Below are 13,988 nucleotides of genomic sequence, written 5' to 3'. Positions count from 1 at the left end.
AGCAAACGCCAGGGCCGCGGGTTCGCCGACCGCCTCCCCCGGTCACTTCCCTCTCCAGGCGGGGCGGGCGCGGGTGGCCTTCAGCGCTCGCCCGCCGTCAGCTTCGTCGGACAACCTGATTCGGGGTCCATCGACCGTGTCGGCGAGCGGTCCCACGGGACTGCCGCGCTGGGTGGTGGCGGCGACGAGACACAGCCGCTCGGTCACAAGCGAACGGGGGCGTAGTCGTTCTCAGTGCAGAGGTGGTTCGATCGCGGGAGAGAGCCACCCCGCCGGTACGTCAGCCTGCAGCGGGCTCGTTGCCCGAGCCGAACAGGGGCACGTCATCCGGCACCATTTCGGGACGCAACCGAAGCCATCGCACGGGATGCCGCCACCGGCCCCTTGAATCGAGCGATACGTCTGCAGCTACTTCCGCTACCAACACCGGTTCGACCAGCTCGACGGGCAGGGTGTCCTTGGTGCCCCAGGCGGCCGAAAAGGTCCATCCTTCCCAGGGGTGTCCACCCGAGGGCGGTGCCAGTAGGGCAGCGAGCGTCCGCCTTGCCTGATAGGTAAGGGCGGAGGTGCGGCCGGTGTACTGCAGGGCTCCGGCCGTGTCCAAGCGGCCCAGAAGAACGGTCGCGGGTGCGGCCAGGGAACCGCTGACGGCTCCGATGACGGCCTCCGTCGATGCCCGCAGCCTGTACTTTCTCCAGCCGCGGCCTGGTGTGTCCTTCTGGTCCAGGCGTTTGAAGACCAGGCCCTCCATCCCCACCGCAGACCACGACAGCCAGTCTTCCGCGAGGGCCGGGTCAGTGGTGGACGGGCACAGCGCCCATGGTGCGGCGAGCTCGTACTCGGCGAACAGCGACTCCAGCGCGGCGCGGCGCCGCGAGTACGGGCGGCCGGTCAGATCTCCGTCAACCCCGTGGTGGAGCAGGTCGAAGGCCACGAAATGGACCGGCCACTGCGCCGCCAGCCGGGTAGCGGCAGAAGCGGTGCGGTTCAGCCGGCCTTGGAGCCGTTCGAAGGCCAGGCGGTTGCTCTCCCATACGACTAGGGACTGTCTCTTTGAACTGTCCGTGAGATCGTCGTGCTCGTGATCGAGTCCTGGGTGATCAGCGACGACAGCTCTGGGCCTGTGTACTCCGAGACGGTGCTGGAGGCTCTTCAGACGAGGATCGACAGTGGGCAGCTTGAGACGTGGCTGGCCAGTTCGTCCGGACGGATGCTGGCTTTCGTGACGAATACCGAGCGCGCCATGGTGATGCTGCTCGAAGAAGAGGGCGATCCCGGCGAGCATGCCGTGGACCCCGGAGCTGAGGGGTGGAGCGGCGGGTTCGTTCTCTCCAACGGGCAGGACGACGAGTATCCGGACGAGGACACCATCCCCATCCACAAGGCGTTCCGGTTCGTGGAGCACATCGTTGACACCGGCTCTTGGCCTGCGGACGCGCGTTGGATGGTCGATCGCTGAGCGGGCTGTCACCGGGCCCAAATCAGGATGGCAGCGAGGTGGAGTGCGGCCTGGTAGGCCATCGCGAGCTTGTCCGTTCGCATGGCCAGGCCGCGCCACTGCTTGAGCCGGTTGATGCATCGCTCGACCGCGTTGCGCTCCTTGTATGTCTCGGCATCGAAGGCCGGTGGTCGGCCGCCGGCACTGCCTCGCCGCAGCCGGTGGCCGACCTGGTCGGACGGCTGGGGAATGACAGCACGGATACCGCGTCGTCGGAGGTGACTCCGGATCGCGCGGGATGAGTACGCACGGTCCGCCAGGACGACGTCCGGGCGGGTCCTCGGTCTTCCGGGTCCGTTCCGCAGAACGCGGATGCCGGCCATGACGGATTCGAAGGCCGGAGCGTCGCCCGCCTGGCCTGCGGTGACGCGGAGGGCCAGGGGCCGTGCAAGGCCGTCGCTGGCGAGATGAATCTTCGTGCTCAGGCCGCCGCGGGAGCGTCCGAGCGCGTGGTCGTCGGGTTCGGTCCGGCCTGGAGCCCCTTTTTCCTGGCTCCGGCGGCGTGCTGGTGGGCCCGGCAGACGGTGGAGTCCACCGACACGGTCCAGCCGATGTCGTCAGCGGCCTCGGCCGCTGCCCGGAGCGCGGCAAGGATGCGTTCCCAGGTGCCGTCCACGGCCCACCTGATCAACCGCTTGTGGGCGGTCTGGAACGAGCCGAGCTCGTCGGGCAGGTCCCTCCAGGGCGAGCAAGTGCGGTACTTCCACGCGATGGCCTCCACGGTTCGGCGGTGATCGGCCCACCGCCGACCGCGGACCGGATCGGCCGGCATCAGCGGCTCGATCCGGTCCCACATCGCATCAGTGATTACTAATCGGACGGACACACCCGATCAACTGACTAACCGATCAAGGAGACACGCTCTAGTCGTACGCGTCAGCAGCGAGGGCGGCAAAGATTTCGATGTCTGGGCCGGCGCCACCCACCGAAGCGCCCTGGAACCGCTGGCGGACTTCCCCGTCGACTGGACCCGCTTCGATGGCTGACGTCACAGGATCAGCGACAGAGCCGCTGAACATGCTCACCTGTCAGCTTCGACGGGAGCCTTCACTCACCGTGCGGTTGCCCGACGGTGAGTGGCGCGGATCAGCGCGGTGACCAGAGCCGCCAAGTCGAGAGCGCCGTCAGGGTCGTCCGCGTAGCGGGTGGTTTGCAGCGGCCCCACTTCGTCCAGGCGTACTCCTTCCCTCTCCAGGACGTGGGCGAGGACCAGCAGTGCCAGGCGGGCGTTACCGTCTGGGTAGGGGTGGAAGAAGGCGATGTCGAGGTATGCCCTGGCTGCGCGGGCTGTTAGGGGAACTGACGCGTCGGCGCTCTGGTGCAGGCAGGTGGCGAAGTTCTGCCATGTGTGGGGCGTGAGGCCGTATCGTTCCCGGCCGCCCTTGGCGAAGGCGTCGCTCTTACGCAGACCCACCTCGTTCACACCGAGAACCAGCCTCTGCCAGTCGGTGAGAAGGGTCGGGGTGAGCGGCTCTCCCTGTGAGGTTGCGACGCGGGACAGGGCCATCGCAGCGAGCAGCCGGTCGGCGCGATCCGGGTCGCGAAGGCGGACCGGACCGTCGAACCAGGCAGCGAGTCCGTCGACGGCCGGGCGCGCCGGTGCCGGGCCTACGCTCGCGGCCGAGGACCAGTCGACCTGCTCCCTGACCTTGCACCACGCTGCCAGCGCGTCATCGCTCACGATAGAACCCGCGACCGGTCAGGCGAATCGCCAGGTCCTCTCCAACCGTGTCGACCAGGGTCGGGGCAGGTGCAACGTGGCTCTTGAACCGGCCGCCGATAGCGGCTTCCACCGCCTTCTGCGCCTCTTCGGAGCGAAGGCCGGTGGAGGTGAGGAACCAGGTCAGCGTCGTCTCGCAGAGCCCGTACCAGGACGATTCGGCGTGGGTGCTGTTGACGACCGCGGTGACCAGGCGGGTCACCGCGCGTTCCAGATGCCAGCTTCGGTCCTCGGCGTCCGCGTCGGGATGCGGTGCAAGCTGCTCGAACCGCTCGGCCATGTCCTCCAGCCAGTCACGCCACTCCAGGAGGCAGGCCACGACGCGTTCGGCGGTCTCATGTGCGTCTGTGACCGAGTGTGACTCGCAGCACCAGGCTTCGACGGGTCCGCCGTTGTGGACCGAGCGGTCCCCGACCCCGAGGACCCGCGGATCAACGCCGCATTCACCGAGGGGTCCATCGTTCTCGGGGCGGAGGACGGACCATCGTTCTGGCTCCTGCTGACCACAGGCCCCCGCCGCGGCGAGGTATGGATGATCGCCGACGTCGGCGCCATCCCGGTGCCCGGCGAACCGGCATGGGGCTTCAAGGAGTGGGTGCAGCGCTGGCACACCGGCGATGACTGGTGGGACTGAACGGTTCGCATTGACCGGTCGCAGGTCACAGGCTGTTCGAATCCCGGGTGCCTCCCGAAGTGGTGAACATTCGCTGTCCGTACTCGTGGACAAAGCCACGGTGGAGAAGGCCGGGTGTGTGACGGCGGTAGCGTGGTGCCGGGCGCGCGCGGTGCACGGATCGCTGGGCGGGCGGGCGTCGAGCAGGCCGCGCAGGCGGAGATAGTTGATGACTCGGGCGCCGTGGAGGTTCGGGTATGTGGAGGCCAGGGCTCGGATATCGCTCTCTTGGATGGGAACCTCGGCGCCGAGGTGGCCGGTCACGATGCGCAGTGTTCGGGTGCTGCCGTTGAAGGAGTGGGTGCTCCATCCGCGGCCGCGCATGTACGAGGTGAAGTCCGCGACGAGGGCGGCTGCCGCTGAGGTGGGGGCGGGCGGCCTGGTGGTGTCCAGACGGGACCAGTCCCGTGGTGGAGCCGGAAAGAGTTCCAGCTGAGCAGGGTCAAGGAGATGCTCGGACGGTCGCGATGCGGACGCGGCCCGGGCCCGGGCGCGCCGGCGTTTGAGGGCGAAGCGGCCTTGGAGCGCCGCGGTGCCGGGCAGCAGGCGTCCGACGGCCAGTCCGGCGGCGTGGGGGCGGGCGAACCACAGCTGGTCGCCGTTCTTCATCGCGATCTGGGCGGTGTCTACTTCTGTTTCGGCGATGACGATCCGGCACATGCGGCACATCCCGTCGCTGAGCATCAGGGTGCGGTGGCAGCGGTCGCACTCGGCGTCGGTGCCGCCGCGTTTGCGGATCTCATGGCACCAGCTGGTGCACGCCGCGCACATGACCCGGCGGTCGTTCGCCCAGGCCAGGCAGTGCGTGCACTGTCCTCGCAGTTCAGGGTCTCGCTGCCCGCCCTGGCGGGTGGGCCCGGTTCCGCGCGGCGGGATCACCCGGCGTGGTGGGGGCGGTGCGAGGAAACCGGCACGGTCCAGGGCCTGTCCGAGAATCGGGCCGTTGTAGAGGAGGTCTTTCAGGGCTTCGGTGGCGACTTGGTGCTGGTCGGGGTCGCGGGCGGCCAGTGCCAGGCGGGCGAAGCCTTCGAGCCGCCAGATCCACATGGTCCGGGCGCGTACCCGGCGCTCGTCCGCCAGCTGCTGCAGTTGCTCGGCGACGGCCTCGAAACCGGGGATGCTCCGGTCTGCGATGCGGGCCGCGTGGGTGCGGGCGAACTGGCGGGCCGGAGTCGGGAAGAGCCCCAACTGCCCGGGAACCTGGACAGGGCAGATCCGGGGATCGTCCCGCACCGGGTCGGGAATCCTGGACCGTAGCCACGGGGGGATGGTCGCTCGCCGCCCGGACTTGGCCTGGGGCATCCGCACGGGCCTGGTCTCGGGCAGGGCGATCCCCTTGATGTCCAGGACGAGCTGACGCGGCCGGCCTGGCGCGAGGGCTTCGTCGTGGAGCTCGCCCCAGGCCCAGTCGTCGTCTTCCCCGAGGCGGACGGCCAGCAGGCAGGGCGCGCACACCCCGGCCCGCGGCACCGGCACGGTCCGCGCGCAGCGCCGGCACGGAGTCTCGCTCCAGCCGTCCCTGCCCGAGGACACGCGGGTCCACGCCCACGCGCACCGCGGGCACATGGCCTTCCCGTTCACTCCTCCCCAGCTCGCACACTTCTCGCACGAGCCGAGCAGCCCAAACCCCCTGGTCACTGGATGCCCGGGTCAGTTCGGCGGCAGCGAGCGCCGGGCTCCGCCGCTGCCCGGCCTGGGAATCGGGCGCGCGGGTCCGCTCTCGCCAACGGCACGCCGCTCGGATTCCGGGCGTCCCTCAGCTGCCGCCACCGGCTCGGCTTCCATCAGGTCCGCCACCGTGCACTGGAGGGCGGCGCAGATCTTGTCCAGGTCCTCCAGGCGGACCGTGACCGGCGTGCCCGACCACAGCGCGGCCACCTTGCTCAGGGACGGGGTGAACCCCACATCCCGGAAGGCTGCCTGCAGCTGGGTCGGGCGCCAGATGTCGCGCTTGGCCGCGGCCCAGCGCAGGTTCCACTTCAAAGGATCACGCCTCCGTGCTTAGCCGGCGAACCGCTCGCCGGGAAGACTCCAGGCTCGCCCGCTCCGGGTCGCCCTTCGCCGTCGCGAGATAGCCGACCGTGGTGGATGCCCAAACATGGCCGAGCAAGACCTGCACGTCCCACAACGGCATCCCCGCCTCATAGTTGTGGGTCGCGCAGGCGTGCCGCAGGAGATGCGGAAAGAGCTCGCTGACCGGGCCCCTCAGATACTCGTGCGACGCCATCTTCAGCGCGCGCCGGAACGTGTCGGGCACCACCGGCGGTGCGAGCAGCCCGTCCATGCCGGCCAGCGACTTCGGCAGCCGTTCGGAGGGGAACAGCGGCGCCCGTGGGTCGGTGGGGTCATCGGGAAAGTCGCCCCGCACCTCCTCGATGTACCACCACAGGAGCGCGCGGCCCTCTTCGAAGAGAAAGGCTTCGCGGTCACGGGGGCCGGAGCCACCGGCGCCCTTGCCATGTACCAGGAACCGTCCCCACTGTCCGTTCTCCCAGTGCACGTCTCCGAGCTGCACCTGGCAGAGCTCCGCCGCCCGAACCCCGGAGATGTACGTCAGCTTCGACATCACGTAGTTGCGGACCGACACCGGGTACTTCCGCGCCCGCGGCAGCGCCTCCCGCCACGCAGCGAAGAACTCCTTCGTCGCCCGGGCCGACGGTGGGATCCGGAGCCCGAAGTCCCCCCGGTGGACCGGCCGGTTAAACGCGTCGACGGGTGACTCGACTACCGCACCGAACCGGCGGTGGATTTCGCCGCCGTAGCGCTGTTCCAGGAAGGCGTAGTAGAGGTCGATCCGGTTGATCTTCGACCTGACCGTCGTGTGCCGCGGCCGCTTGCCCGGGCCCGCGAAGTATCTGTCCAGTTGCCGCGAGGTCAGGTGCCACGGCATGACGTCGTAGTACGAGCAGATCTCCAGCACCGGCTGGACCAACGACTCCAGCGTGCACGGTGACAGGCCCGCGACGTCCCGGGCCCATACGTACTCGGCGAGGGAGTCCTGGAAGAGCGCCCGCTCGGCTTCCACGGACGCGGACGCCGCGGCCTGTCGCTGGAGCGTCAGGACGTCAGCCAACCCCGGCTCCGGCTGCACTTGCTCAGGCCGGTCCTTCACAGCTACGTCGCCGCCCGTGATGAGGGAGAAGCGGCGAGTCCCGGAATCCATCACAAGGAAGCAAAATACGGAGAGAACTCCTGGAATCTACGAGTAATCGTCAGATCCCCACACGATCGAGTGAAGGCTCTGCCCGCGCCTCCGACCTGCATGAACAGCCGCAACTCCCGTACGGGGCAGCGGAACGAACCCGTCGGCGCTCCAGTTGCAGATGTACTCCACCACTCATCACACCCTCCGACCATACAATCCCAAATCATCCTAAACCCGTCGCCTGGATCTCCACAGTAGTCGAACTTAAATCGAACACGCGACTCGTGATGCGATCACCACCGGCCTTGGGACTGGTTGTGACTGAGCGCCGTACCTGGCCGGTCTGGCCAAGTACGGCGCTCATTTTGGTGTGTCAGTGGCGAGACAGGTGATCGAGAGCGGTGGGCGGCGTCATTGCCCGGTCGCCCCAAGGGTCTGGTCGGCCGTCGCGAAGCGGTGCTCCGTCGGCTTCAGCACTTCGTAGAGGTGGCCGAAGTACTCCGTTTTCGCCGTTCCGGTGAGCACCGCCAGCAGGAAGGCCAGGCACCCCATGTCGTGATGCTCCCACAGGGGGCCGCGCCCCTCGTTGTAGAGCACCGTCCACTCGTCGGGGTGCTGACCAGGCCGCGCGAGCCAGTACAGGAACGCCCCTGTGCCCTCCTCGAATGCCCACGGCAGGACCTTCGCTCCCGCCTCCTGTAGGCCAGCTGGCTTGTCCTCGAACTCCCACAATTCGGTCAGGATCTCGTCCCGTTCCGCCGTCTGCGCGTGTAGGTCGCAGTCGTCGTAGGCGGAGTCCGGTACAAGCAGCCAGATCGTCTCGTCGAAGATGCCGTCGCCGTACGTCTCGACGAGCTGTTTGTAGTCGGCGGGCAGCGCCGTACCGAGGGCCGACTCGGCATGCGCCCAGTCCACTGCGGGGGGCGGATCGACCGGCGGCTGGCAGAGACGGACAAGCGCATCGAGGGCGATCATGGATCGGACGCTACCGGAGAACCCACCGGGAGCCGTGGGGGAGTCGGCCGGCCATGCGAGGACCCGCAGCGGAGCCCGGCCCAAGCAGCCGACCATCGAGCTTGAAGACCCCGGTACGCCAAGAGCTGCGCCTGTCCGGCGGTCGCCGAGCGCGCACCTGGCCGGTGGGGCCACCTACGGCGCTCAGTCACAAGGGCTGTTACTGAGCTCGGTAGGTGGCCCTTGAGCATTCCGGTTGGCCCTTGCGCATGATGGGTGGCCCGTACGAGCCGCTGGATTCCCGCCGAGAGGCTTCCGGTGGGGCGCCGGGCCAGCCATGATCAAGTTCCGGGGATTCGATGGTTGGGGTGTGACGTGAAGGACTGGCGGACCGATCCGACGTTCGCGATGTGCCGGAAAGTGACGGACGGGGCGGACCTGGCCTCGTTTTCGGGGGATCCGTTCGACGTGCGGACGGTGGTGGCCGGCATCCTGTCCGATCCCCGACAGGGCTTGGACCTCGAGGCCGTCCCGTGGGGCAACTTCCCCCAAGGGCGCGACGTCCAGGAGGCGCTTTCCCTCCTGTGCGCTGGCGGCGAACCGGTCGTGGACGCGACGGGTGTGCTGTGGGGTCTGTGTGCCGACGACAGCCGGGCCGCCGCCGCCCTCGCCGTGCCGTTCCTCATTCCCCTCGCCATCAACGCCCACCACCCACACCGCACCGCCGCCCTCGCCGTCTTGTCCGGCCCCGCCCGTGCCAGGCACCACGGCGTCGCCTCTCGCGAGGAATTCCTCCTCCACCGCAACGAGCCCCGGCGCCACGCCCCCGATACCCACGACGACTACGGCTACGAGATGACCGGCTACCCGGCCGGCTGGTCGGTGGCCGCCGCCCGAGCCACGATCACCACCGCCACCACCGCATTCCTGCCCCTTCTTGGAGACTCCGACCCGACCGTCCGCGTCGACGCCGCCTACGTCCTGGCGACCGCCGCCGACCCCGCCCACACCATCCGGACTGCCTTGGCCAACGGATTCGCCACCGAAGGCAACGCCATGGTCCGCGCCGCCCTGCTCCTGGCCACCGCCGAGATCACGCGGGCCCACCCGCACCCGCCGACTGTCACGTGGCTGCGCGAACGGTGGCACGACCGGGCGGAGGCCCCCGAAGCCCGTCTGTCGGCGGCGGTCGGCTGGCTCTGCCTCACCGACCAATCCGCACCGGAGGAGCTCCGCCGGATCGTCGACACCCTCGCCGACAACGAGCGCGCACACGCCATGGAGGTCCTGCCGTGGATGAGCGCCGCCTCGGGCACCAATGAACCAGGACTCCTGCGCTGCAGACGCTGCATGCTCCACCCAGAAGAACCTGACCCGGAAGAGGTCTTCTGGGACTCCTTGTTCTGAGCAACCGGTCTGTGGTGTGCATCGAAGTTGTCCAGTGGGGCCAACTACGGTGCTCGGTCACACTGGTGGGCTCGTGTGACTGAGCGCGATAGGTGGCCTTTGAGCGCGCCAGTTGGCCCCTGTGGGCGGTGGATGGCCTCGCTGCGCTTCCGAGAGGGGGCGTTGTCGGTGGGTGCTGGCAGGGTGCGTGTATGACGGACAGCGAGAGTGCCCGCATGACGCGGATCCTGGGCGGGTTGCCAGCAGTGGCTCAAGAACTGCTGTTGGAGACGGACTGGGCTTCTCACCGGCACGCCTACGGCTCCGGCGAGGACATACCCGTCTCCTTGTGCTCCCTCGTGGACGAGGATGCCGAGGTGCGGTCCGGGGCGTTGGCCGCGTTGGATATGGGCGTGCTGCATCAGGGCTCTCTGTACACGGTCACCGCGCCCGCGGCGCTGTTTGTCGCCGCGATCCTCGACCATCCTCTGTGCCTCGCCGAGCATGAGGGACTCTTCCCGCGGGACGACGGGCCGCCGCGCAGCTTGCGGACCGACCTGCTCGACTGGCTGGGCCGGGTGGCCGAGTCGGCTGCCTATGGGGAGGACCCGGCGCGGGACCGAGCCAACTGGGAGTGGCAGCCCTGGCACGAGGACACGCGAGGCGAGCGCGACCCCGACGAGCTCGCCGCACTGCAAGCGTGCCGGGACATCCGTCCTGCCCTGTACGACGCCGTCGAGCCGTTCCTCTCCTCCTCCGACCCGCAGATCTGTGAGTCCGCGCTCGGCGTCGCAACGCCGCTCCTTTCGGCCCCTACCCTCGCCGACCGGGTACCGCGCGCCGCCTCGCTGCTGCGGGCCCGGCTGGGCATCATGACGGGTCGGCGGGAGCGATCCGCCGTAGCGCGGGCGCTGAGTCTTTGGGGGATGGACACCTCCGACCTGCTCGCCGACTCCGACCCAGCCGTACGGGTCTGCGCCGCGCTCGGTCCCGTCCGAGTCGAACGGCCTCGCGCTCTCGCCGTGCTCCTCGACGCGCTGCGGGAGCCCCGCACCACAGACGGATGGTTTCCCGAGCCGCTGCGTGGGGTCGACGGGTGGTTCCGGTTCACCGTGCTGCGTTCCGCGCTGGATCTGGCCGCGTCGTTCGAGGAGGTGGCACCGGTGGCCATCGCCATGGTGGCCGCCGGCCACAGATCCATCGTCGACTACGAAAGCGGGCCGATCCTGTTCAGGGCCTTCCCCGGTGGCTACGACGCGGCCCACTCGCTCACCTCAGCGCAACGCACGCTGCTGCGGGCGTTCGTGGACACCGACGAGGCGACGGGCAGCATCGGCAGCAATTGGTTGTGGTTCCGCGCGGCCGGGCTGCCGGAGAACCGAGACGGCATCGCCGCGTTGCTATGACGCCGCCCGCCACCGCATCCCGTACCCATAGCGTTCTCCGCCTGATGCTGAGCATCAAGTTGTCCACCTGGGCCATCTACCGTGCTCAGTCACAACCGGGTGAGACTGAGCGCGATAGGTGGCCCTTGAGCACGCTAGTGCTGTGACCGGAAACGATCGCCGGGGTGTCCTGCGATGATCGGTGAATGAGCGAGCGTGAGTGGCAGGCGTTGACCAAGTCCGAGGAAGCGTTCATGGTCAATTCGTATGAGATCGACATTCTGGCTGGTGTCTGGGGAGATCTCGATGATGCCGATCAGTCCCGGCCCGTGGCGGAGCTGGCAGGGATCTTGCTCAATCTCATCGATCGTGGATGGATCGAGGTTCGTCGAGTCGCGCCGTGGACGTCGCCGTCTGGGGAACAGGGCTTCCAGCCCGGGGAGCCGGTGCCTCGTGATCAGCTTCTGGCGGTCCTCGAAGATGCGGCCAACTGGGAGTACCCGGACGGCGACTGGATCGGTGCAGTGACCCTGGTGGAGACCGAAGAGGGTAAGAAGATCACCCGTCGTTCTCCCGAGGAGATGGCCGAGTAGACCGCAGCGGCGATCCTCAGGCCGCTGCCGCCAGTGGTCGACCGCCCCACCGAATGCCCCTCTCACTGCGGACACGGGCGCGTTCGCGCCGTTGAGCGGCCAGGACGGAGGGGTGGCGAGCGTTCTGGTTGCGCCAGCGCAGATACCGCTGCAACTCGCGTGTCTGCACGGTGTGGTTGGGGTGACTCGAGTTGGCCAGGGTGAACTGCCTCAGCGGCCCGAAGTGCGCCTCGATCGGGTTCGCCCAGGAGGCGTTGGTCGGCGTGAAGCACAGCTCGACCTTGTTCCTCCGGGCCCACTGGCGGATCTTGCTGCCCTTGTGGGCGGACAGGTTGTCCAGGATCACGTAGATCGGGGCGCCGTCCGGTCGGGCGGCCCGGATCGATTGCAGCGCGGCCAGGGACGGGGCAGTTCCTTTGTGGCGGCGGTTGACACCCCAGAGGGTGTCGTCGCCGACCGAGTAGCAGCCGTGGAAGTAGGTGACTCCGTGGGTGTCGGCGTACTCACTTTTGTGCAGAGGTAGGTACGGGTGAACGTGCAGAGCAAGTAGCCATCGATTCGCGGTCGTGCCCTGCGGGATAATGGGGCGGTGGATCTTCGCTACTTCAATCAGACCGGCTGGACCGCCATCTTCAACGGCACCGAGACCGAGGTCGGCCGCATGGTGAGAGTGGAGGCGTGGGACCCGGCGACCGGAACGGCCCTCGTCGTTGACCCCAAGCGAGGCGCGATGCGCCCCGTCACGGACTACGAGGACTTCTCCCACCTGGAGAAGGCAGATCAGGTCGTAGCCGCAGTGCCAGGAGGCGGGTGGCGGGCGCACTGGAAAGACGAGGGCCCCGGAAATACCCCGCTGACGGAACAGGTGCTCGCGTGGCTGATCACCTCGCAGGGCCGGGCGACAGCCATCACGATGGATACTCACGGGCACGTTGACGATGCCGACAGCGCCGACGCTTTCATCCCGCCGGGCGAGGAGCTGGGGCAGGCCTGAGACTCCGGGTCAGGCGACTTCCGTCTCGCGCTCGATGGCCTTGAGGCGGTTCTTCAGCCGGTAGCTGGGGCCGTTGATGGCGACGACTTCGCAGTGGTGCAAAAGGCGGTCGAGGATCGCGGTGGCGAGGACTTCGTCGCCGAAGACTTGGCCCCACTCGCTGAAGGTCTTGTTCGAGGTGAGGATGATCGAGCCCTTTCGTAGCGCTTGGAGATCACCTGGAAGACCAGGTTCGCCTCGGCGCGTTCGAGAGGCTGATAGCCGACCTCGTCCACCACCAGGACGCTCGGCCGCAGATAGGCGCCGAGTTTGCTGGTCAACCGGCCGGCGGCGTCTGCGGACTTGAGGTTGCGGACCATGTCGTCGAGGCTGGTGAAGTAGATCGAGTATCCGGCCCGGCAGGCCGCGACCGCCAGGGCGACGGCGATGTGCGTCTTGCCGACTCCCGGCGGCCCGAGCAGAGCCGCGTTTGCCTTGGCCTCCACGAACGACAGCGTCGCGAGGTCCTTGATCTTGCGGGGGTCGAGTTCGGGCTGGAATGAGAAGTCGTACTCATCGATCGTCTTGTGGTGCGGCAGATGGGAGAGCCGCAGGCCCTGGCGGAAGCGGCGGTCGTCGCGGACGGCGAGTTCTTCGGACAGGACCAGGTCGAGGAAGTCGAGGTAGCCCATCTTGGCCTCATCCGCCCGCCGGGAGTACTCGTTGACGGCTTCGGCCAGGTGGGGCAGGCCGAGCTTGGCGGCCGTGGTGCGGATGCGGTTGCCGGTCAGCTCGCTCAAGACGATTCCTCCGTCGTGCGGTGGGTGGTGAAGGGGCGGGTGCCGGTCAGTTCGTCATAGACCAACAGCGGTCGGCGGCCGACCTCGATGGCACGCCAGTTCAGCTCCCGAACCAGATCCAGCTCCTTGGGCCGGTGGGGCAGCCACGGGGTCGTCGTTGCTTGCTGGCTGGTCATCTGCATCGGTTTCTGAACGTGGGCCGCCGGTACGGCTGGATGACTTCTCCGACGTGGCGCAGCGCCCGGTGTCCCCGGTTGTCGGTACGTGACGCGGGGAGAGGCTGCGGGCGAAGGCCCGCGAGGCTCTTGAGGGGCCTCCGGTGGGGGAGTGGAGGAACGGGTTCGCTGACGTGATCATTGATCAACGGCACGAGGCGTTCGCGAAGTCGTTCTTCGAGCGGTCGGTGGCCCCGGGAGGGCGGGGTCCGGTACTCCGGCCTGAGTCGCCGACGTCTCCGAGAGGAGCATCGCCCTCGCGACCGGCCTGGACACCAACGGGAACCGCTGGCAGGCATGGCTCAACCCGGACAACGCCGCTGCCCTCCTCGTTGAGGATCCCGCGGATGTGGACGACGTGAGCGTATGGATAGCCACCTCCGAGTTCGAAGAAGCCATCGGACACAAGCGCGCAGGGCTCGATGCAAAGGTGCCAACCCAGCCAAAAGCGCTCAGGTGTGGGCTGCAGCAGTTGGTGTCCAAGCCGCGGCGCAGCAGCCCCGGATCGAGGAACTGCTGCGCGCACAGGAGGCGTTCGAAGAAGAACTGTTCGCCGCGCTGCTGGGGGAACTCGGCCTCCCTGAGCACTTGCTCGCGGGCGCACTCCTGTGGTCGGAACCCCTCTGACCTGGGACGGAGAAGTCAA

General features: G+C 68.2%; 13 protein-coding genes and 3 pseudogenes. 6 read left to right on the top strand and 10 right to left on the bottom strand.

Annotated elements, in window-relative coordinates:
* Positions 1-280: 280 nt before the first annotated feature.
* Entirely contained in the window at positions 281-1,018 is a 738-nt protein-coding gene (locus E6R60_RS10930; protein ID WP_276613956.1) for an ATP-dependent DNA ligase, read from the bottom strand.
* Positions 1,019-1,081: 63 nt separating this feature from the next.
* Between E6R60_RS10930 and E6R60_RS10925 the strand changes: the two genes are divergently transcribed.
* Positions 1,082-1,459 (top strand): hypothetical protein, encoded by a 378-nt coding sequence (locus E6R60_RS10925; protein ID WP_136326267.1) that lies wholly within the window; start codon positions 1,082-1,084, stop codon positions 1,457-1,459.
* Positions 1,460-1,467: 8 nt separating this feature from the next.
* Here E6R60_RS10925 and E6R60_RS10920 read toward each other — a convergent pair.
* From E6R60_RS10920 to E6R60_RS10895, 6 genes are all read right to left on the bottom strand, one after another.
* A protein-coding gene (locus tag E6R60_RS10920; RefSeq protein ID WP_276613955.1) for an IS5 family transposase occupies positions 1,468-2,294 on the bottom strand; the annotation gives its coding sequence in 2 pieces (ribosomal slippage) (positions 1,468-1,982 and positions 1,982-2,294; 828 coding nt in all).
* Between the two features lie 255 nt (positions 2,295-2,549).
* Positions 2,550-3,179, bottom strand: coding sequence for a Fic family protein (locus tag E6R60_RS10915; protein ID WP_136326266.1), 630 nt, complete (start codon positions 3,177-3,179; stop codon positions 2,550-2,552).
* Positions 3,169-5,424: a hypothetical protein gene (locus tag E6R60_RS10910; RefSeq protein ID WP_136326265.1), complete on the bottom strand. Its 2,256-nt coding sequence runs from the start codon at positions 5,422-5,424 to the stop codon at positions 3,169-3,171. Before E6R60_RS10910 ends, E6R60_RS10915 begins: the two co-directional genes overlap by 11 nt.
* 117 nt (positions 5,425-5,541) lie before the next feature.
* Positions 5,542-5,874, bottom strand: a complete 333-nt coding sequence (locus tag E6R60_RS10905) for a helix-turn-helix transcriptional regulator (protein WP_136326264.1) — start codon at positions 5,872-5,874, stop codon at positions 5,542-5,544.
* Positions 5,875-5,878: 4 nt separating this feature from the next.
* Positions 5,879-6,964, bottom strand: coding sequence for a site-specific integrase (locus tag E6R60_RS10900; protein ID WP_346766066.1), 1,086 nt, complete (start codon positions 6,962-6,964; stop codon positions 5,879-5,881).
* Positions 6,965-7,447: 483 nt separating this feature from the next.
* Positions 7,448-8,011 carry an SMI1/KNR4 family protein gene (locus E6R60_RS10895; RefSeq protein WP_240802496.1) on the bottom strand — a complete coding sequence of 188 codons (564 nt, stop codon included), beginning with the start codon at positions 8,009-8,011 and terminating at the stop codon, positions 7,448-7,450.
* A gap of 354 nt (positions 8,012-8,365) precedes the next feature.
* On the opposite strand from E6R60_RS10895, the gene E6R60_RS10890 reads away from it, so the two are divergent.
* The 3 genes from E6R60_RS10890 to E6R60_RS10880 all read left to right on the top strand — a co-directional run bounded on the left by E6R60_RS10890 (position 8,366) and on the right by E6R60_RS10880 (position 11,354).
* Complete coding sequence (locus tag E6R60_RS10890; protein ID WP_240802495.1) at positions 8,366-9,397, top strand: hypothetical protein; 1,032 nt, start codon at positions 8,366-8,368, stop codon at positions 9,395-9,397.
* 191 nt (positions 9,398-9,588) lie between these two features.
* Positions 9,589-10,782, top strand: coding sequence for a hypothetical protein (locus E6R60_RS10885; RefSeq protein ID WP_240802494.1), 1,194 nt, complete (start codon positions 9,589-9,591; stop codon positions 10,780-10,782).
* A 185-nt stretch (positions 10,783-10,967) separates the two neighbouring features.
* Positions 10,968-11,354, top strand: a complete 387-nt coding sequence (locus E6R60_RS10880) for a hypothetical protein (RefSeq protein WP_136326262.1) — start codon at positions 10,968-10,970, stop codon at positions 11,352-11,354.
* A gap of 16 nt (positions 11,355-11,370) precedes the next feature.
* Here the strand turns inward: E6R60_RS10880 and E6R60_RS10875 are convergent.
* A pseudogene (locus E6R60_RS10875) lies at positions 11,371-11,847 on the bottom strand (transposase); the annotation flags it as partial.
* 96 nt (positions 11,848-11,943) lie between these two features.
* Here E6R60_RS10875 and E6R60_RS10870 point away from each other — a divergent pair.
* A complete protein-coding gene (locus tag E6R60_RS10870; protein ID WP_240802493.1) occupies positions 11,944-12,348 on the top strand; it encodes a hypothetical protein in 405 nt (134 codons plus the stop codon).
* A 9-nt stretch (positions 12,349-12,357) separates the two neighbouring features.
* Here E6R60_RS10870 and istB read toward each other — a convergent pair.
* Both istB and E6R60_RS36995 read right to left on the bottom strand, forming a co-directional pair.
* Positions 12,358-13,127 (bottom strand): annotated as a pseudogene (istB, locus tag E6R60_RS10865) (IS21-like element helper ATPase IstB).
* A pseudogene (locus E6R60_RS36995) lies at positions 13,124-13,216 on the bottom strand (integrase core domain protein); the annotation flags it as partial. The pseudogenes E6R60_RS36995 and istB, both read right to left, overlap by 4 nt.
* A gap of 582 nt (positions 13,217-13,798) precedes the next feature.
* Here E6R60_RS36995 and E6R60_RS36990 point away from each other — a divergent pair.
* The gene (locus E6R60_RS36990; RefSeq protein WP_206309372.1) at positions 13,799-13,969 is read left to right on the top strand and encodes a hypothetical protein; all 171 of its coding nucleotides are present in this window, start codon (positions 13,799-13,801) and stop codon (positions 13,967-13,969) included.
* Positions 13,970-13,988: the final 19 nt, after the last annotated feature.

Origin of the sequence: Streptomyces sp. A0642 (assembly GCF_004795105.1) — a bacterium.
GTDB lineage: Bacteria > Actinomycetota > Actinomycetes > Streptomycetales > Streptomycetaceae > Streptomyces.
The sequence above is the reverse complement of the archived record's forward strand: the minus strand, read 5'-3'. Positions and strand labels throughout refer to the sequence as shown.